25 protein-coding genes are annotated in these 23,992 nt (G+C 65.3%); 11 read left to right on the forward strand and 14 right to left on the reverse strand.

The annotated features are described in order from the left end of the window. Positions 1 to 15 precede the first annotated feature (15 nt). From JCQ34_RS17245 to JCQ34_RS17255, 3 genes are all read left to right on the forward strand, one after another. Positions 16 to 234, forward strand: a complete 219-nt coding sequence (locus JCQ34_RS17245; protein ID WP_286399661.1) for a hypothetical protein — start codon at positions 16 to 18, stop codon at positions 232 to 234. Between the two features lie 267 nt (positions 235 to 501). After that, positions 502 to 1,749, forward strand: a complete 1,248-nt coding sequence (locus JCQ34_RS17250; RefSeq protein ID WP_286399664.1) for an IS110 family transposase — start codon at positions 502 to 504, stop codon at positions 1,747 to 1,749. Between the two features lie 142 nt (positions 1,750 to 1,891). After that, positions 1,892 to 2,161: a hypothetical protein gene (locus tag JCQ34_RS17255; RefSeq protein WP_286399667.1), complete on the forward strand. Its 270-nt coding sequence runs from the start codon at positions 1,892 to 1,894 to the stop codon at positions 2,159 to 2,161. Positions 2,162 to 2,308: 147 nt separating this feature from the next. Here the strand turns inward: JCQ34_RS17255 and JCQ34_RS17260 are convergent, their stop codons facing one another. Continuing rightward, positions 2,309 to 2,566, reverse strand: a complete 258-nt coding sequence (locus JCQ34_RS17260; protein WP_286399669.1) for a hypothetical protein — start codon at positions 2,564 to 2,566, stop codon at positions 2,309 to 2,311. Between the two features lie 324 nt (positions 2,567 to 2,890). Here JCQ34_RS17260 and JCQ34_RS17265 point away from each other — a divergent pair, with 324 nt between their 5' ends. Further along, a complete protein-coding gene (locus JCQ34_RS17265; RefSeq protein WP_188573464.1) occupies positions 2,891 to 3,124 on the forward strand; it encodes a hypothetical protein in 234 nt (77 codons plus the stop codon). 834 nt (positions 3,125 to 3,958) lie between these two features. On the opposite strand, the gene JCQ34_RS17270 is transcribed toward JCQ34_RS17265, so the two are convergent. From JCQ34_RS17270 to JCQ34_RS17290, 5 genes are all read right to left on the reverse strand, one after another. After that, complete coding sequence (locus JCQ34_RS17270) at positions 3,959 to 4,444, reverse strand: hypothetical protein (RefSeq protein WP_286399673.1); 486 nt, start codon at positions 4,442 to 4,444, stop codon at positions 3,959 to 3,961. A gap of 148 nt (positions 4,445 to 4,592) precedes the next feature. Further along, positions 4,593 to 5,309 carry a TetR/AcrR family transcriptional regulator C-terminal domain-containing protein gene (locus JCQ34_RS17275; RefSeq protein ID WP_286399676.1) on the reverse strand — a complete coding sequence of 239 codons (717 nt, stop codon included), beginning with the start codon at positions 5,307 to 5,309 and terminating at the stop codon, positions 4,593 to 4,595. 863 nt (positions 5,310 to 6,172) lie between these two features. Continuing rightward, entirely contained in the window at positions 6,173 to 6,997 is an 825-nt protein-coding gene (locus tag JCQ34_RS17280) for a response regulator (protein ID WP_286399679.1), read from the reverse strand. A 372-nt stretch (positions 6,998 to 7,369) separates the two neighbouring features. Beyond that, positions 7,370 to 7,990, reverse strand: coding sequence for an MBL fold metallo-hydrolase (locus JCQ34_RS17285; RefSeq protein ID WP_286399682.1), 621 nt, complete (start codon positions 7,988 to 7,990; stop codon positions 7,370 to 7,372). Further along, positions 7,990 to 9,090, reverse strand: coding sequence for an S-(hydroxymethyl)mycothiol dehydrogenase (locus JCQ34_RS17290; RefSeq protein ID WP_286399685.1), 1,101 nt, complete (start codon positions 9,088 to 9,090; stop codon positions 7,990 to 7,992). The genes JCQ34_RS17285 and JCQ34_RS17290 overlap by 1 nt, the downstream gene beginning before the upstream one ends. A gap of 294 nt (positions 9,091 to 9,384) precedes the next feature. Here JCQ34_RS17290 and JCQ34_RS17295 point away from each other — a divergent pair, with 294 nt between their 5' ends. Genes JCQ34_RS17295 through purM form a run of 3 tightly spaced genes read left to right on the forward strand, consistent with a single transcriptional unit; the run spans position 9,385 to position 12,569 of the window. After that, positions 9,385 to 9,699, forward strand: coding sequence for a hypothetical protein (locus JCQ34_RS17295; protein ID WP_286399688.1), 315 nt, complete (start codon positions 9,385 to 9,387; stop codon positions 9,697 to 9,699). A 57-nt stretch (positions 9,700 to 9,756) separates the two neighbouring features. Next, positions 9,757 to 11,427: an amidophosphoribosyltransferase gene (gene purF, locus JCQ34_RS17300; protein WP_286399690.1), complete on the forward strand. Its 1,671-nt coding sequence runs from the start codon at positions 9,757 to 9,759 to the stop codon at positions 11,425 to 11,427. Next, complete coding sequence (gene purM, locus JCQ34_RS17305; RefSeq protein ID WP_286399694.1) at positions 11,424 to 12,569, forward strand: phosphoribosylformylglycinamidine cyclo-ligase; 1,146 nt, start codon at positions 11,424 to 11,426, stop codon at positions 12,567 to 12,569. Before purF ends, purM begins: the two co-directional genes overlap by 4 nt. Before the next feature lie 72 nt (positions 12,570 to 12,641). Here purM and JCQ34_RS17310 read toward each other — a convergent pair whose 3' ends face one another. Then, a complete protein-coding gene (locus tag JCQ34_RS17310) occupies positions 12,642 to 13,415 on the reverse strand; it encodes a VOC family protein (protein ID WP_286399697.1) in 774 nt (257 codons plus the stop codon). Between the two features lie 130 nt (positions 13,416 to 13,545). Here JCQ34_RS17310 and JCQ34_RS17315 point away from each other — a divergent pair, with 130 nt between their 5' ends. Then, positions 13,546 to 14,385 carry an alpha/beta fold hydrolase gene (locus JCQ34_RS17315; RefSeq protein ID WP_286399700.1) on the forward strand — a complete coding sequence of 280 codons (840 nt, stop codon included), beginning with the start codon at positions 13,546 to 13,548 and terminating at the stop codon, positions 14,383 to 14,385. Positions 14,386 to 14,483: 98 nt separating this feature from the next. On the opposite strand, the gene JCQ34_RS17320 is transcribed toward JCQ34_RS17315, so the two are convergent. Continuing rightward, positions 14,484 to 14,717, reverse strand: coding sequence for a DUF3073 domain-containing protein (locus JCQ34_RS17320; protein ID WP_142135039.1), 234 nt, complete (start codon positions 14,715 to 14,717; stop codon positions 14,484 to 14,486). A 271-nt stretch (positions 14,718 to 14,988) separates the two neighbouring features. Here JCQ34_RS17320 and JCQ34_RS17325 point away from each other — a divergent pair, with 271 nt between their 5' ends. Beyond that, entirely contained in the window at positions 14,989 to 15,669 is a 681-nt protein-coding gene (locus JCQ34_RS17325; RefSeq protein ID WP_286399702.1) for a septum formation family protein, read from the forward strand. Positions 15,670 to 15,712: 43 nt separating this feature from the next. On the opposite strand, the gene clpB is transcribed toward JCQ34_RS17325, so the two are convergent. From clpB to JCQ34_RS17355, 6 genes are all read right to left on the reverse strand, one after another. Next, the gene (clpB, locus tag JCQ34_RS17330) at positions 15,713 to 18,355 is read right to left on the reverse strand and encodes an ATP-dependent chaperone ClpB (protein ID WP_286399706.1); all 2,643 of its coding nucleotides are present in this window, start codon (positions 18,353 to 18,355) and stop codon (positions 15,713 to 15,715) included. Positions 18,356 to 18,502: 147 nt separating this feature from the next. Next, positions 18,503 to 18,793, reverse strand: a complete 291-nt coding sequence (locus JCQ34_RS17335; protein WP_286399708.1) for a hypothetical protein — start codon at positions 18,791 to 18,793, stop codon at positions 18,503 to 18,505. Positions 18,794 to 18,966: 173 nt separating this feature from the next. Beyond that, complete coding sequence (locus JCQ34_RS17340) at positions 18,967 to 20,025, reverse strand: sulfate/molybdate ABC transporter ATP-binding protein (protein WP_286399709.1); 1,059 nt, start codon at positions 20,023 to 20,025, stop codon at positions 18,967 to 18,969. After that, positions 20,022 to 20,924, reverse strand: coding sequence for an ABC transporter permease (locus JCQ34_RS17345; protein ID WP_286399711.1), 903 nt, complete (start codon positions 20,922 to 20,924; stop codon positions 20,022 to 20,024). The genes JCQ34_RS17340 and JCQ34_RS17345 overlap by 4 nt, the downstream gene beginning before the upstream one ends. After that, the gene (modA, locus tag JCQ34_RS17350) at positions 20,921 to 21,754 is read right to left on the reverse strand and encodes a molybdate ABC transporter substrate-binding protein (RefSeq protein WP_376977744.1); all 834 of its coding nucleotides are present in this window, start codon (positions 21,752 to 21,754) and stop codon (positions 20,921 to 20,923) included. The genes JCQ34_RS17345 and modA overlap by 4 nt, the downstream gene beginning before the upstream one ends. Further along, on the reverse strand, positions 21,751 to 22,161 hold the full coding sequence (locus JCQ34_RS17355; RefSeq protein ID WP_286399713.1) for a TOBE domain-containing protein: 411 nt from the start codon (positions 22,159 to 22,161) through the stop codon (positions 21,751 to 21,753). Before JCQ34_RS17355 ends, modA begins: the two co-directional genes overlap by 4 nt. Before the next feature lie 118 nt (positions 22,162 to 22,279). Between JCQ34_RS17355 and JCQ34_RS17360 the strand changes: the two genes are divergently transcribed. Next, positions 22,280 to 23,149, forward strand: a complete 870-nt coding sequence (locus JCQ34_RS17360) for a DUF4031 domain-containing protein (RefSeq protein WP_286399715.1) — start codon at positions 22,280 to 22,282, stop codon at positions 23,147 to 23,149. Then, positions 23,146 to 23,955 carry a 2-phosphosulfolactate phosphatase gene (locus JCQ34_RS17365; protein WP_286399717.1) on the forward strand — a complete coding sequence of 270 codons (810 nt, stop codon included), beginning with the start codon at positions 23,146 to 23,148 and terminating at the stop codon, positions 23,953 to 23,955. Before JCQ34_RS17360 ends, JCQ34_RS17365 begins: the two co-directional genes overlap by 4 nt. Positions 23,956 to 23,992: the final 37 nt, after the last annotated feature.

The raw sequence follows: 23,992 nt of genomic DNA on the forward strand, positions 1-23,992 counted from the left end.
TGTTTGGCTGTTGGAATGGCTGATGACGAGGTGTCCAAGAACGTTCCGGAAGACGAGCACCTGCGGCAGGACGTCGCACCTGAACCTGAGAGAGCAGCCCCGGACCCGCAGAAGGACCAGTTCGCGCCGGGCCAGACCAATGCCGGGCAGCAGGTGTCCGGGTTGGCCTCCGCCAGCGGCTACGGCAAAGACCTGGATCCGGAGGCCGGGCCTGACGGCAACAACCCTGCGTAGGCCCCGGGCCCCTGCCCACCCAACCAAAAACGGTAATACTGGAACAGTCCTTGAGCCGGCGTGACCCAGCCAAAAACTGACGTACCAGGCGGAACTGTCTTCCCGACGATCTGTCCGCCGGCTCAAGGTCCGTTAAAAGGGGTGTCGAGCCAGGCGGACATGACCTCATAGGAGCCTGATACGACCAGTCCCGTTACCGTTTTGTCTGCCCACCTGGCCCGCGCCCGATCGATCAGCATTCGACGCGACTGAGGGGCAATTTCCATCTTGGCAAGCGAACCAACAAAAGTCATCGCAGGTATCGACACCCACGCCGACACACACCACGTGGCCGTGATCAATGAGCACGGCAAATCTCTTGCGGACAAGGAATTCCTGGCCGTGGGGTCCGGATACCGGAAAATCATCGACTTCATCACCAGCTACGGGACAGTCACCGCCGTCGGTGTCGAAGGAACAGGCTCCTACGGCGCCGAACTCGGCCGAACCCTCCGGGGTGAAGGGCTTGCCGTGCTGGAGGTCAACCGCCCGAACCGGGCCGCCCGTCGACTCAACGGGAAGTCTGACCCGCTCGATGCCTACCAAGCCGCCAAATCCGTACTCGAGGGACGAACGAAGGCGATCCCGAAGGCCAAGGACGGCCCGGTGGAATGCCTCCGGATTGTACGTTCCGGACGCGCCTCAGCAATTAAGGCCCGGACCGCGGCCATCAACCAGATCAAGGCACTCCTCGTATCGGCCCCGGACAAAATCCGGGCGAGATACCGGGCAATGGCCAACTCCGCGCTGATTACTGCCCTGCAGCGAACAAGACCTTCAGGACATCTGGGTGACCCCGAGTACGTGACCCTGCTCAGCCTTAAAGCATTGGCAGCCCGCTGCCAAGTACTGACAACAGAAATCGAAGCTGCTGATGCGGCACTCAAGGAAATCCTCGCCAGCTATGCTCCGATGCTTTGTGATCTTCCGGGTGTCGGGACGGAAGTGGCCAGTCAGCTGTTGATCACCTTCGGGGATAACCCGGACCGTCTGGGGAACGAAGCCCAGTTCGCATCACTCGTCGGAGTCGCACCCGTACCGGCGTCATCCGGCAAGACAACCCGCCACCGGCTCAGCAGAGGCGGCGACCGTAGCGCCAACAACGCCCTGCATCAGGTAGTCCTGGTCCGCATGGGCTCGTGTCAACGAACCAAGGAGTACGTGGCCAAACGTACCTCCGAGGGCAAGGGTAAAAGGGAAATCATGCGCTGCCTCAAACGCTACGCAGCCCGGGAAATTTACCGCCAAATCACCAACCCACGGCCGGCACCCGACAACTCCGACCTCCGCCGCATCCGGACCGAACTCGGCCTCACCATCACGAACGTCGCCGGCGAACTCGGCCAATGGGTTTCCCTCATTTCGCGTCTGGAGCGTGGACATATCCGCAATGACAAGCTCGCGGCGACCTACCGCCAATGGCTCACCGAGCAATCGGACAAGAGAGCGGAGGTAGCCCAATGCCGGCGCGGTTGAGGCCGAGGCGCTGGAAACGAAGCTACGACGGAACAGGCGGCTGCCGTCGGGCTACTATTTTTTTAGGTGGGAGACTTACTGTGGGCGGATCCTCTCAACCAGGCTTGGGCTGGGCAGGAAAGGTGTGGATGGGCGGTACGGGATGAGGCTCAGTGAGCTGTGGGACCGGCTTGACTTAGGGACAGGTCAGTGGCTCTTCGATAATCCTGCGTGCGTGCTTGTTCCGAACACGGTCACGGCGCGGGTTCAGGAAGCTTCTGACCGGCAGCTCGACGTCGATGAGCACGGACAGATGATTCTTTGCCGCCAAGATCTTGATTTTATCCGCGAAAAAGGAGCCGGGGTGGGCGCCGCTCACATCAGCGTCGACCTGCGTTTCTTCGACGCGAACCAACCCAAGCAGAGCAACTAAGCCTTCAATCTCTCAGGGGCATTTCCCCGTATTTCCCTCATTTGGACCTAGAGCGCGTTGTCTTAGGCGGCCACTGAGGTTGTCGGCCGGTCAACAGATTGACCGAAACCGGCCGTGAAGGGAGCGCACTTACCGCGTGGGGCGGGGTCAGACCAGGTTCGGTGCGCTGGAAATGATGTAGTCGGCGGCGGCGGGTCCCTTCATCCCAACGTGATTGTTCCCGGGCGTAATGTTATGGGCCTTGAGCGCTTCCCACAGCATTGCGGGAGGCTGAGGTTCTTCGTTGTTCAGCAGACACCAGCTCGTGTACAGGCCGTACAGCTGATCCGTGCCAAGTCCGGTGTCTTTGTCCTTCTCTTCATCGATTGCCTGGGAGACGAAAGCCTCAAAATGCTGCCGGCTCATCACAACTGCCTTTCATCAACCCAACCCGGGCAGTAGCCGCGTTGTCCTACGCTGTGTTGATGAATCTACACCGCGGTTCGCCGACCGTCATGTCCCGTCTGGTGGGCCCATCCCGCCGCCAGGTGCCGGAACGGGACGCGTCTCAGGCAAGACTTAGCCGTGGCAGAGCACACGACGCTTGCCCGCGGACTCAGCACTCCCAATCGCGGTCGCTGTCCTACCTAGCTTGAGGTATTTCCCTTGCCGGAACCCGTTGTGGGCTGGGTCAACAGATCAGGTCTTAGGGCATTAGCTGCGGACTATTGGTCGCTGCATGATGTCGCTATGGCCTTCTTCCTGCAATACGCGACCAGCGTGACTGTCGGCCACATTACGGTCGAGGGGCCGGACTTCAGCACTATCCTGTCAAGCGCGCAAGCAGCCGTGCAGGGTTTGGGCTGCCGTTGCGCGGCGTTGTTATATTCCCCGGACCCCGTTCCGGCCTTCGGCAAAGGCAGGCTCCTCGCGGCCTATACCAGCACCGCCGGGTGGATCACGGCGGAGGAGTGGCCAGAGTAATCCGTTCCCCGCCATGGGCCCGGCAGTTCAGCGGGGTCGGTCCCGGCCCCTGGGATGGGGGAACAAAACTGCAGGCCAGCGGGGGTAACCATGCCTCATACATCTTCGGCCGCGCCAATAACGCCTTACACTAGTGGCCAAGCGCACGTCCGAGGGCAAGAGTAAACGCGAATCATGCGCTGCCTCAAACGCTACGCAGCGCGGGAACTCCACCGGCAAGCCACCAATCCCCGGCCGGCACCAGATAACTCCGACCTCCGACAGACGCGGACCGCCATCGGAATGACCATCACGACCGTTGGGGGCGGACTTGGCCAATGGGTTTCCATCATTTCGCGGCTGGAACGCGGACATATCCGCAATGACGACCTCGCGGCGACCTACCGGCAATGGCTAACTGATCAGCTCAAAGGAGAGGCACCCACCGCACCGGGATCCTGGGTCCCGTAAAAGCGCAGCCTTGAAGGACGGTAGATGATGGCCGTTCAAATACCTCACATAGCTGAACCCTGCAGAGGTCAAAATTGAAAAAATACGATCCTCGCCCAGCAGCCCTTCATCTCCTGGAAAAGGGTGAGTTCTCCCTTGACGACCTATGGCTTCAGTACATATCGCGGGGAGGAAGTGCTGACGTCTTGGAGTTGGATGGCTTCATCCATGGCATCCCCCTCCTCCAAGGGCTCGAGGTTGAAGTTCTGAGGGTGACACTGGAAGAACTCGTTCGCTCTGCCCGATGAGCGGGCGGGATTCGCCGTCCGGTAGTCCGGTCAGGCGGAGGCGTGTCCGTTGGGTATGCCTTCCTCTCGGTTGTTCGGTGCGCGGCCCCTGGTCTGGCTAGATGAATTGCGGCGGTGCTCCGTCTCTGATAGAGGGTCGTTGCCCGGAGCGGTAGGCCGAGGCAATGACGGGTTCGAGTTCGTCGATGACGGTGTGGTTTCCCGGAAGTACTACGTTGGCGAGAAATTCCGACTCCAGGGTAGCGACGCCGGCAGCGGCCGCTGCGAGTTTGGCGTCTGTTGAGAGGGCGAAGGCGTACCAGAATCTACGGATCTTCAGGTCCAGTGTCTTCGCTGCGGATTCCCCGGATGGTAAGGGGTCCCCGTGGACAGCTGGATGCTCGTCGGATTGCGGCACGGAAAGGACGATGCGGAATTGCCGCCCGCAGGCCTTGAAGGCGATGGCGTGCAGGTGTCCGCGTTGGCTGAAAAGAACATCGGTGGCGCCAAAGTTCAGGAGCGCGTGTTCGATGTGTTCCCGTGAAGCGACCACGGTGAAGGAATCACCTCGGGTGTAGTAACTTCGGGAATCATTCGAGGCCATAGTCCAACTATGCTCCTTCCCGGGCTGCCCGGCCCTTTAACACGAGCGGAAATGGACGATTGCCGAAAGGGCCGGCAAAACGGCTGGATACTGGGAAGTCGCACCGGCCGCGGATCGAGGGCGCGCCGCGACGGGTGGCAGGCAATATTCACTTCCCTGACAGAGGGTGCGGAGCGAGTTGCGTTTCCAGGCCGGTGAGTAATAAGTCGAGACCCTGATCGAGTTCGCCCGCGCCGTCGTACCCGGCCATCGCGGGCGCCAGGGCCCTAAGCCGAGGAAACGCCCGGGCAGGCAGCCTTTGCAGTCCCAGCCGCAGTAGCGGTTCGTCTTCGTCCGGATCCACGATATATTTCTGCAGTTCGATGAGGATGTGCCCGTAAAGGAATGCTTGAAAGGCCCGGTAGCCGCGGGCGGTATCTGCGGGTCTAAAGCCCGCGGCGGTCAGCAGCGAGAGGATGTTCTCGAGAGGACGCAGAGTGCCCGGCGGACGGAGCCCGAGTGGTGTAGACAGCGGCCGGGTGAGCAGAAGGGGCGCCACGTTGGGATGCCGGAGCGCCACCAGGCGCAGTTCCTGGGCCAGGAGGCGGAGTTGGCCCTTCCAATCCCCGTACCCGGACAAGACGGGGAGATCGTCCATGACGTGCCCGGCCACGGCATCCAGCAGCGCGCAACGGTTCCCGGTGTAACGGTAAAGGCTCATCGGGTCCCTGCCCAGTTCCCGGCCAAGCCGCCGCATCGTCAGGGCAGCCACACCTTGGGCATCAATCACCTCCAGTGCCGCTGATAGGACCCTCTCCCTGTTCAGCGGCAGCCCCTGGCCCTTCAGGCCGGGCCTGGGTGATCTGGGTTCTCGAGGTGATGCCATCAGTCCGTCCCGGTTTGTCCTGTGCCGCGCAGCTGGTGCGGGCTGTCGGCCCCGGCAGGCAGAAGGTGCCTACGAATGAAGTCGACGCTGAAGGTGTGTCGAGTCGGAGGCCAGTGGCTGAGGGCAGACCATGGGCCGGCCCCCCAACCGGGCACCGGCCCATGGCGGTGACCCCTCCAGGCCACCAGCACCTGCCGCCGCGCCTTCGGGGCAGCAGGTGGTCTCTCATCTCCTGCGGTGCGGGTGCCGCGCCGGTGCAGTGTTGCCAATGCCGAACGCGGCAGACCTGTCACGGCTACGCAGGCGGAATGCCAGGAGGGAAATGAGCTGGGTTAGGCCCTGTGTTGGTGCAGGAAGTCATGGGAGCTCTTATCGCAAGCGCGGTACGGCCGGATGCTCAACCACGATAAGTAATAGTTACCCCTACGCTCTTGAGCTAAACCGATTCAGAAATATTGACAGTACCGCCATCAGTTCAGGACCGTCGGTCAGCTTCTAGCCTGACTGGGCATGGTCCTGCCAGGGGCCCTCCGTTGAGCCGCTGTTCTTACAAGCACTCCCGGGCAGCTGGGCAGTGCCGAAGGGTGGGCGGTAATGATTGTTTTCCACCCGTTCGTCCCGGTTTGACCGCCACCTGGTATTGGTTCTCTCTAGACGGTGCCCATTTCCCCCTTAGAGATCACGCGTCACCGTCCAAGCAGAGGCGTTGACCGCACCCAGCCTCGCAAGGTCCCCTCAACGCCCCCAATAAACGACGCTGAGAGGAACCTGCCCGGGCCCCTTAGTGCTGGCCGCGCCCTGGCACAGCGTCTGTGCCGGGGGACTCGGCGGTCCTGAAATCGTGGCCTCAGGACCTTCAAACTTCATTCGCCTTCCTGCAAGTACCTTGCGACACGGGCCTTAGCCCTTGTGACCGTCAAGGTATCAGCAAGCCGCATGGCATCCAGTAGCAACATTCTGCTGGACGGCGGCGTGTTGCCAGCCTCGCTCGTGCAGATAACCAACGCCGCGGTGACTTCCGCGATCAGGTCCGGGTCACGGCTCCGTCGATACTCCTGTGCGAGGTCTCCTGTGTTTTCAAGTGCCCCGGAGACGAACACCGCGACCTCGGTCCTTCGTGCCATGTGCAATTTCATCAACACCGATGAGACCATGTTCTTCACGGTCTTCTCGGCCAGAAACAGCTCCTGTCCGATCTGACCGTTAGTCAGCCCTCGGGCAATCCCGATCGCTACCTTCAGTTCCTGCTTCGAAAGCATCCCCAACCGACCGTCGGGCCCATTCGTCCCGTCAGCATGGATCGGGGCCAGGATACCCGCCTGGAAACGACGACTGAAGGCTGTATACCCGTGCATTGCCCGCCGGATCAGCCTGAGTTGCTCCTCATTGTCGTCCTGTTGTGACAAACACCCCCAGGCACCGGCCAGAATAGCGCCAATAAGAACCGCTTCGTCAGTTTCGCCCGTCATCAGCACGCACCGGATGGTGGCATCAGCGGCTGCAATAGTTCGGCAAAGCCCCGCACCGGAACCATCGGGAAGAACATCGTCGATGATAGCCAGATCCGGACGTACCGCAGGGATCCGGCGGGCCGCCTGACGCACAGACCGGGATTCACCGGCAACGTCGAACCCGTTATCCTCCAGCAGCCCCCGCAAACCCCGCCCCACCAGCTCTTCAGCGGTCACGACATACACGCTCCCGAAGGAAGACGACGCCGAATCAGGTTGATAGCCAGTAGCCATATTGGTTCCGTTCGCTCGCCCTTAAAAAACCCAAAGGCGCCTGTTAGTCTCCTGCTGCCACCCTGGCCCCACCGTGAAAAGGAGAACAGCTACCTAAGAACGGGTACCTGCAAAAGCGAACGAACTTCCCGACTCACCTACAGGCTAGACCTACAAGCAGCATCCCAACACCCCGCCCGGGCTCCAACGCAGGACAACCTGTCACTACCAGCGCAAACCCATCCCCAGTTTGACGACTATAGGAGCATCGACGGCGACATTCGGCACAATGCCGGATGTCGCCGTCGTCCTTTCCGCCAGGCGGCTTTCCGCCTGCTACTCCGGAACCTTCGCCAACGTTTCCTGCTCCGCTCCTATGGTGGTGCTGTCCCCGTGGCCGGTACGGACCACGGTCTCAGCCGGCAGCGTCAGCAACTGTTCGCGGATGGAGGTCAGGATGGTGGGGTAATCGCTGTAGGACCGGCCTGTGGCACCGGGACCGCCGTTGAACAGCGTGTCCCCGGTGAAGACCGTACCTTCGCTCTCCAGGTAGAAGCAGGTGGATCCCGGCGAGTGCCCCGGCGTGTGGATCGCCTTCAGGGTTGCCCCTCCCACCTCGAACACGTCCCCGTCGGCGTGGTAGCGGTCCGGCTTGGCGTCCGGGTAGACCTGCTCCCACAGCACCAGGTCCTCCTGGTTCAGGAGGACCGGGGCGCCCAGAGCGTCAGCTACTTCGCGGGCGGCGCCGATGTGGTCATTGTGCGCGTGCGTGAGCAGGATGGCCTTGACCTTGCGGCTGCGGACCTGGTTGATGATCGCGGCAGCGTCGTGCGGCGCGTCGATGATGACGCATTCCTCGTCGTTGCCCACGATCCAGACGTTGTTGTCCACGTCCCAGGTGCCGCCGTCGAGCGAGAACGTCCCCGAGGTGACCAGGTTCTCGATGGTCACGGCCATCAGATCTCCACCGGGCTGACTTCTACAACAGAGCGCAGGACCTTGCCCTCGTGCATCTTGCCGAAGGCTTCCTCCACCTGATCAATGGTGATGCGTTCGGAGACAAAGGCCTCGAGGTCCAGGTTGCCCTGCTTGTAGTGCGAGACGAGCATGGGGAAGTCACGGGAGGGCAGGCAGTCGCCGTACCAGGAGGACTTCAGCGATCCGCCGCGGCCGAAGACGTCCAGCAGCGGCAGTTCCAGCGTCATCTCCGGCGTCGGGACGCCCACCAGGACCACGCGGCCGGCAAGGTCGCGGGCGTAGAACGCCTGCTTGTACGTTTCGGGACGGCCGACGGCGTCAATCACCACGTCCGCGCCGTGCCCTCCGGTGAGGGCGCGGATGGCTTCCACGGCGTCTTCCTGCCGGGAGTTCACGCCGTGGGTGGCGCCGAGGGACTTGGCCATTTCAATCTTGTTGTCGTCGATGTCCACGGCGATGATCGTCGTCGCACCGGCCAGCTTCGCGCCGGCGACCGCGGCGATGCCCACGCCGCCGCAGCCGATCACTGCCACGGACTCGCCGCGCTTGACCTCACCGGTGTTGATCGCAGCCCCGATGCCGGCCATGATGCCGCAGCCCAGCAGCCCCACCGCGGCGGCGTCAGCGTCGGGGTCCACCTTGGTGCACTGCCCGGCGGCCACCAGGGTCTTCTCGGCGAAGGCACCGATGCCCAGGGCCGGGGACAGGACCGTGCCGTCCTCGAGGGTCATCTTCTGGGTGGCGTTGTGGGTGTTGAAGCAGTACTGCGGCTGGCCCTTGGCACACGCACGGCACTCACCGCACACCGCGCGCCAGTTCAGGATGACCCGGTCCCCTGGCGCCACCGAGGTGACATCGGGACCCACGGCACTGACCACCCCGGTGGCCTCATGGCCCAGCAGGTAGGGGAAGTCATCCCCGATGCCGCCCTGCTTGTAATGCAGGTCCGTGTGGCAGACACCGCAGGTCAGGATGTCCACCAGCGCCTCGCCCGGGCCCGGATCCGGCACCAGGATGGTCTCCAGCGTCACCGGAGCGTTCTTTTCCTTAACCACTACTGCTTGGACTTTATGGACCATGGTCTTGTGTTCCTTTCCTGGATCCGGCTGGATCCGGTGAGTCGGCACCAAGTGCCAATCTAGCTGACATGCCATGTCCGGGGACCTCATCATGCCCTTACGGTGCACGCAATGGATTGCGTAATACGCAACACGGTGCACAAAACTCTCAGGGGAAATATGACAGCGGACACATTCCCTGTCAATAGATATATCAGTGAGCGGGCAGTTGGCTAGCAACCTTTGGACCTATGTACCTACCATGCGCTTGCTCCCGTTACACGGGGGCGAAAGTCCGGCAGTAGGCTGGATGGCATGGCTTTTGAGGAAACCCCTGCCGAGCGGCGCGAAGTGACCGTCCGCCGGGCACCCAAGTATGTTCCATTCCTGATCCTGGGTGCTGTGGTGGGAATTGTCGCTGCCGCAGTGGTGGCTTATGCGGTTCCGGGCGATGCCTCGTTCGATCCCGGGTCCGTCTTTGGTTTCTTCCTGATCATGTTCGCTGCCATTGGCGCCATCCTTGGCGCGGGCCTGGCGTTGGTCCTTGACCGTCGAAGCGTGAAGCGGCAGCAGCGGGCCGTGGTGGAAGCCGTCCCGGACTCGGAACCCGATACCGATCCCCAGGGGTAGCAGGTCACAAACCGGCAGCCGGAAAAGTCATACCCCATATCGTGCGATAATCGATCAGTGGCACGCGGCGACGGAAAACTTTCCCATGATCTTCTCCCCGGCGAAAAAGGCCCCCAGGACGCTTGCGGCGTCTTCGGCGTCTGGGCACCGGGTGAGGAAGTAGCAAAACTTACCTATTACGGGCTGTATGCACTGCAGCACCGCGGTCAGGAGTCGGCTGGCATAGCGACCAGCGACGGCAAACGGATCAACGTCTACAAGGACATGGGCCTCGTGTCCCAGGTCTTCGACGAGACCACCCTGAACACCCTGACCGGGCACTTGGCCGTGGGCCATTGCCGCTACTCCACCACCGGCGCCAGCCACTGGGCCAACGCGCAGCCCACCCTCGGCGCCACCGCCACGGGCACGGTGGCCCTGGCGCACAACGGCAACCTGACCAACACGGTGGAACTCAACGCCATGATCACCGAGCGCAACGGTGGCCAGCTCACCGGTGAGATGAAGCAGGGCAACACCTCGGACACTGCCTTGGTCACCGCCCTGCTGGAGGGCGAGCCGGGCAAGACCCTCGAAGAAACCGCCCTGGAACTCCTGCCCAAGATCAAGGGCGGCTTCTGCTTCGTCTTCATGGATGAAGGAACCCTCTACGCTGCCCGTGACACCTTCGGCATCCGCCCGCTGGTCCTGGGCCGGCTGGAGCGCGGCTGGGTGGTCGCCTCCGAACAGTCCGCCCTGGCCACCGTTGGTGCCAGCTTCATCCGCGAGATCGAGCCGGGCGAGTTCATCGCCATCGATGAGGAAGGCGTGCGGTCCCAGCGCTTCGCGGAGCCGACGCCGGCCGGTTGCGTTTTCGAATACGTCTACCTGGCGCGCCCGGACGCCGCCATCGCCGGCCGTTCCGTCTATGAGTCCCGCGTGGAGATGGGTCGGCAGCTGGCCCGGGAGAACACCCACGAAGCCGACATCGTTATCCCCGTGCCGGAATCCGGTACCCCGGCGGCCGTAGGCTACGCCGAAGAATCCGGTATTCCCTTCGCGCACGGCTTCGTCAAGAACTCCTACGTGGGCCGGACCTTCATCCAGCCGTCCCAGACCCTCCGCCAGCTGGGCATCCGGCTCAAGTTGAACGCACTGGAATCCGTAATCCGCGGCAAGCGCGTCGTAGTGGTGGATGACTCGATCGTCCGCGGCAACACCCAGCGGGCCATCGTGCGGATGCTCCGGGAGGCCGGCGCCGCCACTGTCCACGTCAAAATCTCCTCGCCGCCGGTCCAGTGGCCCTGCTTCTATGGCATCGACTTCGCCTCCCGGGCCGAACTGATCGCCAATGGCGCCACCATTGAAGAGATCTCCCAGGCTATCGGCGCTGACTCGCTGGCCTACATTTCCGAGGACGGCATGATCGGCGCCACCCGTCAGCCGCGCGAACGTCTCTGCACCGCCTGCTTCACCGGCAAGTACCCCATCAAGCTTCCGGATGCGGACAAGCTGGGCAAGAACCTGCTGGAGCGCACGGACCTGGGCGGCCTGAAGCCTTCCCCTTCCGCGCTTCCCGGTGAAACCGCAGCCCTTGCCGTGGACGCCACCGAGGATCCCGCGGAGAAGTCCGGTGCCACCGGCTGCGACCCGGGTCCGGACTCCGAATTCGAGAACCTGTTGACCGAAGCCGACCTTGTGCCCGACGTACCCGCCGCCACCAGCGCCGACAAGAAAGAGTCCGTATGACTTCCGCTAACACCACCGCAGAAAACTCCGGCATCACCTACGCCTCCGCAGGTGTGGACGTCGAAGCCGGGGACCGCGCCGTCGAGCTCATGAAGGATGCCGTGAAGGCAACCCACAACTCCTCGGTGATCGGCGGGGTGGGCGGATTCGCGGGCCTCTACGACGTCTCCAGGCTGCTGACCTACGAGAAGCCGCTGCTGGCGACCTCCACCGATGGTGTGGGGACCAAGGTGGCCATCGCGCAGGCCATGGACATCCACGACACCATCGGGTTCGACCTGGTGGGCATGGTGGTGGACGACATCGTTGTGGTGGGCGCCGAACCGCTGTACATGACCGACTACATCGCCTGCGGCAAGGTGGTCCCCGAGCGCATCGCGGGCATCGTCCGCGGCATCGCCTCCGCCTGCTCGGTGGCCGGCACCGCCCTGGTGGGCGGCGAGACCGCCGAGCACCCCGGCCTGCTGGGCGAGCATGAATACGATGTTGCCGGGGCAGCCACCGGCGTGGTGGAAGCCGATGCGCTGCTGGGCCCGGACCGCGTACGCGCCGGGGACGTTGTGATTGGCATGGCCTCATCCGGCCTCCACTCCAACGGCTACTCCCTGGTCCGCCGCGTCATCAACCACGCCGGCTGGGCCCTGGACCGCCAGGTCTCCGAACTGGGCCGCACCCTGGGTGAAGAACTCCTGGAACCGACGCGCGTTTACGCGGCCGATTGCCTCGACCTCGCCCGCACCTTCCCCGTAAACGCCGGCGCAGCCATCCATGGCTTCAGCCACGTCACCGGCGGCGGCCTGGCCGCCAACCTGGCCCGCGTCCTCCCGCAGGGCCTGGTGGCAACAGTTGACCGCGCCACGTGGGAACTGCCGGCCATCTTCAAGCTGGTGTCCGAGCTGGGCAACGTCCCGCTCGCGGACCTGGAGCGCACGCTGAACCTCGGCGTGGGCATGGTGGCCATTGTTTCCGCCGAAGCTGCGGATGCCGCCGTTGGCCGCCTCAACGAGCGCGGGCTGCCGTCTTGGATCATGGGCACCGTCGCTGCGGACTCCGGCTCGATCGACAAGTCCGGCCCGGATTACGTGCAGGGCGCCAAGGGCGTGGACGGCGGCGCGGTCCGCCTGGTCAACGCCTACGCCTAATACCTTTCATCGAGTGCTGAGTATTTGTCGTTTTCACGCCTGGGAACGACAAATACTCAGCACTCGATGCATTTAAGCGATCTGGATCAGGTTGAGCACTCCGCCCTGCGGGTCCCTGATCGTGGCCAGTGAGCCGTCGACAGGGTATTCGTCCGGCTCCACGATGACTTCGCCGCCCGCTGCCTGGGCCTCCGCTGCCGCCCCGGCAACGTCCGCCACGCCAAAGTAGACCTGCCAGTCGGCCTGCTCGCCTTCGTCGGCAGGTACGACGCCAGCCACCTCGCTGCCGTCGATGAGCAGCGTGCTGTAGCTGCCGCCGTCGTCCTGGGGGTACTCGGTGACCTCGTGCCCGAACAGCTGCTGGAAGAAACCGACGGCGACAGGCGTCTCTGGTGTGAACAGTTCCGCCCACGCCAGCGCACCGGGCTGGTTGAACACGTGGCTTCCGTAGTGCGTTCCGGGCTGCCAGATGCCCGTGGTTCCGCCGCCGGGAGGGGCCAGGAAGCCAATTACTCCCGTATCGCCTACGCTCTCCGGGCCGAACAGGGCAGTACCGCCGGCGTGGCGCGCTTCTTCCAGCACGTCCGCGGCGTCCTTGGCGGAGAAGTAGATGTTCCACCTGGCGGCAGTGCCTGCTTCCAGTTGCAGGGGGCTTTGCGGCGCGATCGTGGACACCAGCTCGCCGCCGACGAAGGCCTGGGCGTAACTGCGGCCGTCCGGAGTGGGAAAGTCCTGGTAGGTCCAGCCGAATATGCGGCCGTAGAAGTCTTTGGCGGCGGCAACATCGGGGGTCTGCAGATCCGCCCAGCAGGGCTCGCCGTGACGGTATCCCTCAACTTTTGGCATGGGACCAACGGTACACGGACCCCCTTGAGCCACAAGGTTCGGCGGGGGAAAATAGCGCCAGAAAGATCCGCTGGGTACACCGCATGGCGGCACATCAGCAGCGGTCGATCCGGAATGGGAGTACACGAACATGGCCGGCTTCCTCGACATTGACGGGCACCCGACGTGGGTGGAAGACCGGGGTGGTGCGGGCGTTCCGCTGCTCCTGCTTCACGGTGGCCTCAGCAACAGCGACGCCCTCCTCAACACGCTCGGGGCGGGGCTGTCGAGCCACTACCGCGTTATCGCGTTCGACCGCCGCGGACACGGATATACGGCGGATACTGATGCGGACTTCCACTACGACGATATGGCCCGGGAGACGATCAGCGTCCTCGAAACAGTCGTGGGCGGGCCCGCGCATTTGGTTGGCTGGAGCGACGGCGGCATTGTCGCCCTCCTGGTGGCGCTCGCGAGGCCGGACCTGGTGAAAAAAATGGTTGTCATCAGCGCGAACTACGACGTGGACGGCGTTCAGCAAGTGGAAATGGACCCGGATTCGCCGGTCTTCCAAGAGCTTGGCCGGGCCTACGCCGAGCGTTCTCCTGATGGACCCGGGCACTTTGAGGAAGTAGCCCGGAAAGCCATGCAGTTGATCAGCAGCGAGCCGTCACTCAAGACATCCCAGATCTCGCGGATCCAACAGGCGGTGCTGGTGACTGTCGGGGACGACGACATTGTTACCCTGCCCCACGCCATTTCGTTGTATGAGGCACTGCCGAACGGACAGCTGGCGGTGGTTCCCGGCACGTCCCACGGCCTGCCGATGGAACGGCCCGCTACGCTTACCAGCCTTATCCTTCCGTTCCTGGAAGAGGATGGGCCGCCCAAGACCCTCATGCCTGTCAGGCGGGCCCGCATGTCAGGCGGGAACGGCGAAAGGACCCGTGGGGACATGCCGGAAACAGGCATGCCTCAACGGGCCTCTTGAGCGAGGTCAGCACTTTGGGGTGCTGCAAGGAAAGCAGCGTGGCGAAGGTTATTGCGACTGAGTGCCAACTGCTCTAGCGCAGCGACGGCCAGCGACAACTAGCCGATGCGACGGTGGTCTACCTCGTCGTCATCGTCATCCAAATCATCCGCGTACTTGTCCACATAAGCCGAATAATCCGGTTCGACCGGCTCATTCGAATATCGGCTCGTTGAACGACTGGCAGGGCCCGTCAGCTCACGCTGAAGTGCCGAGTAGTCAGTGTTCGGGGAGTAGTACTTGATGTCCCGAGCCTGCTTGGTAGCTTTTGCCTTTTGACGGCCGCGCCCCATGGCGTGACCCCCTTTTGTACTTGGACCGGAGGTGGTCACCTTGGCGATCGGTGAGGCCCCGGAATGTTTGGTCAATTTGTCGTACACCTAGATTACATGCTTTCGGCGGGCCCCGCTTGCCGCCAGGAGGCCCGGAGGGGCGCGTGGGGTACCATGACGCACTCCGGCCCGCAGGATTCCGCCATTTTTCTTCGGTAGAGTCACTTAAGAACTGCCAATTTTGTCTGGCCATTGGCGAGCCGCGGAACCAAAACCAGGAGGATGCGCACCCGTGAACCAGCAGGACCTTCCGCCGAAACCCTCCTCGCCGCCACGCACCGGAAACCTGCCGAAAGTCCCCGGCGGGAACGGCACTTCGGCCCCCGCCCCGGAATCCGTCACCTGGTCCCAACCGCGCCACGAGCCCGCCCCGGAGAGGCACACCAACAGGCGGCCCGCGTACTGGAAGGTGTTTTTCGCCGTCGTGATCCTGGCTGTTGCGGGCTCGCTGGTGTGGCTTGCCATGTGGCTGAACTCCTCGTCGGGCACCCAGGCGCCGAAAGCTGCTGCGCCGGGCGTACTGCAGACTGCCGTCACTCCGCCCGCCAGCCCCCAGCCCCTCCCCCGGGAAGGGGTGGCGCCGGCAGCGTACGCCGTCGGTGATTGCTTCAAGGACTTCGACCCCCAGGCGCTGACGTCCACGGTGGTGCCGTGCGATACGCCCCATTCGTCCCAGCTGGTTGCCACCCTCCGATACCCGGACGACGGCGACTACCCCGGCGCTGACCCGCTCAAGGCCAAGGCGCTGGAGGTTTGCCAGGCAGCAAAGCTCAGCCCGGCGGCCAAGCAGTTCCCACTCAACTACCAGCGCAGCTACCCCAGCAGCACCAGCTGGGGATCAGGCGACCGGCGGGTGGACTGCTACGTCGCGGCCGACGGCGGCAACGTGATCAACGCAAGCGTGCTGCCCTGACAGTCAGCCTGACAGGGCAGCACACCTCCACCTTCACCCGCGGCTAGTCCTTCCGACGCACCGACAGCCCTGAGCTCCGGGCACCGGTCAGCGTATCGACGCTGGATTCGGTGAGTTCGCCGAAGTCTGGCGCGGTATCCACCAGGACGGTGTCGCCGTCGCTGATCTCGCCGGCGAGGATGGCCTTGGCCAGCCGGTCGCCGATCTCGCGCTGCACCAGGCGGCGCAGCGGCCGGGCGCCGTAGGCGGGGTCGTAGCCGGACAGCGCCAGCCATGCCTTGGCGCCATCAGTAACGTCGAGGGTGAGCCGCCGTTCGTGCAGCCGCCGCCCCAGTTCCGCCACGTGCAGTTCCACGATGTGCGCCAGTTCCTCCACGGTAAGGGCGTCGAAGAGCACCACCTCGTCGAGCCGGTTCAGGAACTCCGGCTTGAAGGACGCGTTCACGGTAGCCATCACGGCGTTGCGCTTGGCCTCGGCGTTCAGCGATTGGTCCACCAGGAACTGGCTGCCCAGGTTGGAGGTCAGTACCAGGATCACGTTGCGGAAGTCCACGGTACGGCCCTGCCCGTCGGTGAGGCGGCCGTCGTCGAGCACCTGCAGGAGGATGTCGAACACCTCGGGGTGCGCCTTCTCCACCTCGTCCAGCAGCACCACGGAGTACGGGCGGCGGCGGACGGCCTCGGTGAGCTGGCCGCCTTCCTCGTAGCCCACGTATCCCGGAGGCGCTCCGACCAGGCGGGCAACGCTGTGCTTCTCGCTGTACTCGGACATGTCGATGCGCACCATGGCGCGCTCGTCGTCGAACAGGAAGTCAGCCAGGGCCTTGGCCAGCTCCGTCTTGCCCACGCCGGTGGGGCCCAGGAACAGGAACGAGCCGGTGGGGCGGTTGGGGTCGCTGATGCCCGCCCGCGCGCGGCGGACGGAGTCGGACACTGCCTGCACGGCCTTGGCCTGGCCGATCAGGCGCCGGCCCAGTTCCTCCTCCATGTGCAGCAGCTTCTGGCTTTCGCCCTGCAGCATGCGGCCGGCGGGGATGCCAGTCCACGCCGAGATGACCTCGGCGATGTCTTCCGCGGTCACTTCCTCCGCCACCATCTGAGCCGGCTTGTCCGTCACGGCAGCCTCGGCTTCGGCGGCGGCATTCAGCTCGCGCTCCAGGGCCGGGATCTCCCCATAGAGGATCCGCGACGCCGTCTCCAGGTCACCTTCGCGCTGGGCCTTGTCGGCGGCGGAGCGCAGCTCATCCAGCTTCGCCTTCAGGTCACCCACCCGGTTGAGGCCGGCCTTCTCGGCTTCCCACCGGGCATTCAGCGCGGACAGTTCCTCTTCCTTATCTGCTTTGTCCGCACGCAGGGCCGCCAGCCGCTCGATGGACGCCGGATCCGACTCCCCGCTCAAGGCCAGCTCCTCCATGGTCAGGCGGTCCACCTGGCGGCGCAGCTGGTCGATCTCCTCCGGGGCGGAGTCGATTTCCATGCGGAGGCGGGACGCTGCCTCATCCACCAGGTCGATGGCCTTGTCCGGCAACTGGCGGCCGGAGATGTAGCGGTTGGACAGCGTGGCCGCCGCCACCAGGGCAGAGTCGGCGATGGACACCTTGTGGTGCGCCTCGTAGCGTTCCTTCAGGCCGCGGAGGATGCCAATGGTGTCCTCCACGCTGGGCTCGCCCACATACACCTGCTGGAAGCGGCGTTCCAGGGCGGCGTCCTTCTCGATGTTCTCGCGGTACTCGTCAAGGGTGGTGGCCCCGATAAGCCGCAGCTCGCCGCGGGCCAGCATTGGCTTGAGCATATTGCCGGCGTCCATGGAGGAGTCGCCGGTGGCCCCTGCCCCCACCACGGTATGGATCTCGTCAATGAAGGTGACGATCTGGCCATCGGAGCCCTTGATTTCCTCCAGGACCGCCTTCAGCCGTTCTTCAAACTCTCCGCGGTACTTGGCACCGGCAACCATGGAGCCCAAATCCAGGGAGATCAGGGTCTTGCCGCGCAGGCTTTCCGGGACGTCCCCGGCCACCATCCGCTGCGCCAGACCTTCCACCACGGCGGTCTTGCCCACGCCGGGCTCACCGATGAGCACCGGGTTGTTCTTGGTGCGCCGGGACAGGACCTGGACCACGCGCCGGATCTCCGAGTCGCGGCCGATCACGGGGTCCAGCTTGCCTGCCCGGGCCATGGCAGTGAGGTCCGTGCCGTACTTCTCAAGCGCCTGGAAGGTGTTCTCCGGGTCCGGGCTGTCCACCTTGCGGTCATTGCGGATACCGGGCAGCGCGGCGAGCAGGGCTTCGCGGGAAGCGCCGGCGTCGCGCAGCAGGCGGGCAGCGGCATCATTGCCGGCGGACAGGCCTACCAGGAGCACTTCGGTGGACACAAAGCTGTCGCCCAGCCGGTCAGCTTCCTCCTTGGCCTGCTGGATGGCCTGCAGGGCGGGCCGGGACAGCTGTGCCTGCTGGCTGGAGCCTCCGGACGTGGCGGGCAGGGCCTTGATCGCGCTGCTGGCCTGGACGCTGACGGCATCGGGGTCGGCGCCGGTGGCGCGGAGCAGGGCGACGGCCACGCCCTCCCGCTGGTCCATCAGCGCCTTGAGGAGGTGGGCCGGTTCCACCTGCGGGTTGCCGGCCGTCGAGGCGTTCATTGCCGCGGCGGAAAGAGCCTCCTGGCTCTTGGTGGTGAATTTGACGTCCAAAGAGAGCTCCTTTCGGGGGCTTGTTGACTAAGTTGAGTCTACTACGCTCAACTTTGGACGGCGAGGTCCAGTAGCCATGTTTGCCCACGGCGAAACGGCTGTCCAGAGCAGGAGGTCCCTTCCCGCCGGACGGCGCGGGATTCGGCGCTACTGCTCCGCGGCGGCGGCAGGTTCGGCTTGGCGAACGTTTGAAAAGGTTCCTTCGGGCGTCATCCCAAGGGCCACGTAACCCTTGCGGATGCGGTGCCGGAAATAGATGCCGGTCCCGTAGTAGAGGACGAGGCTGGCCACCACGAACAGCAGGGCCAGGTCGCTCTCGGTGCGGTAGGAGTAATAGCTGGGATGGCCGAAGGCGATATCGCCGCGCAGAAGCGGAAAGACCACCCCTGCCCAGTACGCCCCGCTGGCAAGGAAGAGGATGGAAAACAGGGTGGTCATAGCGCCCATGCCCTTGCAGCTTCTTACAACCTGCTTTTCAACTTTTTTCCATGCTTCAAGATCGTCCACCAATAGGACGGGCGCTCCGTTTTCCATTTATCTCCCCCAAGATCGCGCAATGCTGCACAGCATACCGTCCTGCGGAAGTCCGCTGCGGCCCTACGTTCCGCCCCCTAGGTCCCGTACACCGATACGGCCGCAGCCTTCACCACGAAGTGCACCGTCATGCCGGGAACCAGGGCCAGGTCGGCGGAGGCGGCCGGCGTGATGTCCGCGGCCAGGCTTCCGGCACGGACGCGGACCTGGTCGCCGTGCGGCTCAAGGTCGGTGATGGTGACGGCAAACGAGTTCCGCGGGCTTCCATGGGCGTCCGTCAGGAACACGGAAACGGCCGACGGCGGAAACACCGCGACGCCGAAACCGCCCGGCGTGGGCAGTTGGCCGGGTTCGTCGTCGTGCCCGGCGATCCTGAGGCCGCCATCGGTCCGGACCCCGGTTCCGTCCAGGGTGCCGGGAACGAAGTTCAGCCCGGCAAGTCCGGCAGCGAAAGAACTCCGCGGGCGCTCCAGCACGGTCCGGGTTGGACCTTCTTCCGCGATCCTGCCGCCCTCCAGGATCACCACGCGGTCCGCGAGCATCAACGCATCCAGCACGTCGTGGGTGACGATGATGGCTTGCCGCCCGGCCAGGACACGCTTGAACAGGCGGCGCAGCAGCGGCGCGGAGTGGATGTCCAGGGCGGCCAGCGGCTCGTCGAGCAGGAGGAGGGCGGGGTCGGCCGCGAGCGCCCGGGCCACGGCGACGCGCTGGGCCTGCCCGCCCGAGAGCTCGGCAGGACGACGTGCGGCAAGATGGTCCGCTTCAACGTCAACCAGCAGGCGCAGTGCCCGCTCCTTGGCTTCACTCCTTGACACACCGGCACTCCGGGGACCAAAGGCGACATTGTCCAGGACGCTCAGGTGGGGAAAGAGCAGGGGTTCCTGGGCGAGCAGGGCCGTGCCCCGGTTGTGCGGCGGTGACCACGTGTGCCGGGATCCGTCGAGGTCGAAGAGGGTCCTGCCGTTGAGTTCGGCCCTGCCACTGTCCGGCCGCAGCAGGCCGGCGATGCCGGCCAGCAGCGTTGATTTGCCGGCGCCGTTGGGCCCCATGACGGCCACGGTTTCGCCCGGCCGGACGGTCAGGGCCACGTCGAAACCCCGCCCGGCCACGGCTGCCTGGAAGGACAGCGTCACTGGGCGTTCCCTCCTGCCGGGGCTGCCGCCGTCGTCCGTTGCCCTGGCCCGGCGCGGCCTGCTGCCGGGCGGCGGTAAGCGAGGGCAACCACCGCCACGGCCACGGCGACCAGGACCAGGGACAGGGCGACGGCGGCGTCCGGGTCCGTTTCGCGCTGCAGGTAGATCTCCAGCGGCAGGGTGCGGGTCACCCCCTGCAGGCTGCCGGCGAAGGTCAGCGTGGCACCGAACTCGCCCAGGCTCCGCGCGAAGGAGAGGACGGCACCGGACGCCAGGCCGGGCAGGACGAGGGGCAGCGTGACGCGCCGGAAGACGGTGCCGGGCCTGGCGCCCAGGGTCGCGGCCACCGCCTCATACCGGGATCCGGAGGTCCGTAAGGCGCCTTCCAGGCTCACCACCAGGAAGGGCAGCGCCACGAACGTCTGCGCCAGGACCACCGCCGTGGTGGAGAAGGCAATCTGCAGACCGAACACGTCCAGGGTCCGTCCCAGCAGCCCCTGCCGGCCGAAGGTATAGAGCAGGGCGATGCCGCCCACCACCGGGGGAAGCACCAGCGGCAGGAGCACCAGCGAGCGCAACAGGCCCTGCAGGCGGAAGGTATCCCGGGCCAGGACCAGGGCCAGCGGCACACCCAGCACGATGCACAGCACGGTGCTGGCGGCAGAGGTCCGCAGGCTCAGCCCCAGCGCCGTCAGCGACGGCCCGGACGTCACCAGCGGAATGAAGTTGGCCCAGTCCACGCGCAGCACCATGGCCAGCAGCGGAAGCACGACGACGACGGCGGCCACGGCTGCCAGCGCCCGCACCCAGGCCGGGATGCCGGAGTACCCGGCTGGGTGGGTGCGCGGGCGCGCCTCAGGCCGTCCTTGCTGCCGGGCCACCTCCCCCTGCCGGCTCACTTGCTGCCCGCGCCCTGGGCGGGCGGGCCGAATCCTGCGGCGGCCAGGACCTTTTGGCCTTCCGGCCCGGTGACCAGGTCCAGGAAGGCCTGGGCGGTGGCCTTGTTGCGGCCAGTGGCAACGCCGGCAATCGGGTAGGTGTTGACCGCACTCCCGGCTTCCGGAAACGGGATGCCTTTCGCGCTGGAGCCGGCGGCTTTGATGTCCGTGCCGTACACCAGCCCGGCGTCGGCCTCGCCGGAAGTGACCTTGCCCAGGACATCGGTGACGGCGTTTTCCTCGCTGACCGGGCTCAAGGCTAGCCCCGCCGCCTGCGCCACCTTGGCCGTGGCGGCCCCGCATGGAACCTGCCGGGCGCAGGTGACCAGTTTGATGCCCGGCCGGGCCAGGTCCTGCAGCGATGTGATTCCCGCCGGGTTGCCGGGAGGTACGGCGATGGCCAGGGTGTTGGTGGCGAACTCTTTCGGCGTCCCGTCCGCGAGGCCTGCGTCCTGCACTTTCTTCATGTTGGCCGTGTCCGCGGAAGCGAAGACGTCAGCGGGGGCGCCCTGGCTGAGCTGGCCGGCGAGGTCGGAGGATCCCGCGAAGCTCAGGGTCACCTTTGTTCCCGGGTGTTGCGCTTCGAAAGTGTGGGCGAGCTCGGTGAAGGTGGCTTTGAGGGAGGCGGCGGCGAAAACGGTGATGGTGCCGCTTGGCGTGCCGCCGGTGCTGGAGTCGGGGGCACTGCCCTGCGCGGCACATCCGCTAAGTGCGGCCGGCAGGAGGATGCCCAGGGCAAGCAGCGCGGTGGAGAACCGGGCCATCCGGATGGTCATGTTCCGCAGGCTCATGCCGTGGCCTTCCCCTTCGGGGCTTCGATAATGACCGTTGTTGCCTTGACGACGGCGGTGGCCACGGCCCCCGGTTCGAGACCCAGTTCGCGGACCGCCTCGCTGCTCATCAACGACACCACCCGGAAGGGTCCGCACTGCAGTTCCACCTGGGCCATCACCTTGTCCGTGATCACGTTGGTCACCAGGCCCACGAAGCGGTTCCGCGCGGAACTGCTGCCGCCTTTGGGGTCGTCCGGGAGCTGGGCAAGCTTCTGCGCGTGGGCCGCCAGTTCCAGCCCGTCGACCGCGAGGCGGCCGGAACTGTCACGGCCCGGGGTGAGGGTTCCGTTCTCGGTCCAGCGGCGGACGGTATCATCGCTCACGCCGAGGAACCGGGCAGCTTCGGAAACGCGGATAAGGGCCATTCGGCGATTCTAGCCCGCAAATACGGAACCAGAAACCGATTATGGGCGCAAAGAAGGAGCTGCACCTGTCCCGCGGGCCCCCGGCTTCCGGAAGTACTGCAGCACTAGACTCGCTTCCATGGCCATCTACATTGACCCGCCGCTGTGGCCTGCACACGGAACCCTCTTTTCACACCTGGTCTCTGATTCGTCCCTGGCCGAGCTTCATGCCTTCGCTGCCGCCGCCGGGATCCCGAAACGGGCGTTCGACGGCGACCACTACGACGTGCCGGAGCGCCGCTTCGACGAGTTGGTGGCGGCTGGCGCGGTGTCCGTGGAGGCCAGGGTCCTGGTCCGCAGGCTCATCGCCAGCGGCCTGCGGATCCCTGCCCGCCGGCGAAACAAGGCGCTGAAGGTCCCGCTGCTGAACCGGTGGGAGGCCATCATGCCGGGCCATGATGCGCTGTTCCTGGACCTGCTGGACCGGTGGAGCGAGCCGCACCGCCACTACCACGGCTGCACGCATTTGCTCTCCGTGCTGGAGGCGCTGGACCTGCTCACCGAACCGGACGAGGCGCCGCGGACCGTGCTGCTGGCCGCCTGGTTCCACGACGCCGTGTACCGCGGGGCCGCCGGCCAGGATGAGGAGGAATCCGCACGGCTCGCCGAGAAACGCCTTGAGGAGGCCGGGCTGCCGGAGGAAGAGGTGGCGGAAACGGCGCGGCTGGTCCGGCTCACATCCGACCACCGGCCGGAACCAGGCGACGGCGACGGGGCCCTCCTCTGCGACGCCGACCTGTCCATCCTGGGCGGCGAACCGGACGAGTACGCCCGCTACGTCGCCGCCGTACGGAAGGACTACGCGCATATCGGCGACGCCGACTTCGCAGCCGGCCGGGCCGCCGTCGTGCGCCAGCTGCTGGAACTGGACCCGCTCTTCCACCACCGGCGGGCAAGGGACCTGTGGCTGGACGCGGCACACCGCAACCTGGAAAGCGAGCTGGCATGAACGCGCCCGGCTCCAGCCCCCGGCACACGTTCTCCGCCAATGCTGCCCACCGGCAGCTCCCGTTCGCGGTCCGGCTGGACTGGGGGCTCGCCGGGGCGCTGACGGTGGCACCCGGCGCGGACATCGCGGTGGTGGTGGACGTGCTGTCCTTCGGCACCTGTGTCAGCGTGGCACTGGACCGGGGCGCCGACGTCTTCCCCTACCGGTGGCGTGACACCAGCGCGGAGGATTTCGCGGCCCACCATCAGGCGCAGCTGGCGGGGCCGCGCGACGGCGGCGGGCTGAGCCTGTCCCCGGAAAGCCTCCGGACTGCGGCGGCGCTGGAAAGAGTGGTCCTGCCATCCCCCAACGGATCGGAACTGTGCCAGTCGCTGGCCGGGGCGGTGCCTTTGGTGGCCGCGGTGTGCCTGCGGAACGCGGCAGCAACAGCGGAGTGGGTGGCCGCCAACCTTCCGGACGACGCGGTGGTGGCGGTGGTTGCCGCCGGTGAGCGCTGGCCGGACGGCACCCTTCGCCCTGCCGTGGAGGACCAGATTGGAGCGGGCGCGTTCATTGCCGGGCTGGTGGCCACGGGCAAGGGCGGCTATGAAGCCGGGGACGGCCGGCACGGCTATGCACCGGAAGCGGTGGCGGCCATGGCTGTCTACGAATCCGCCGAACCGCGCTTGCGGGAGGTGCTGCAGCAGTGCTCCAGCGGCCGGGAGCTGTCCGGGGCCGGGTACGCCGGGGACCTGGACATCGCGGCTGAACTGGACCAGAGCGATTCGGTGGCCATCCTGCGGAACGGGGCGTTCCGGCAGCTTTGAGAAGCTGCCGGTTTCGGGGACCTGCTTCGATTTAGCC

The sequence above is a fragment of the Pseudarthrobacter defluvii genome (assembly GCF_030323865.1).
Classification (GTDB): Bacteria; Actinomycetota; Actinomycetes; order Actinomycetales; family Micrococcaceae; genus Arthrobacter; species Arthrobacter sedimenti.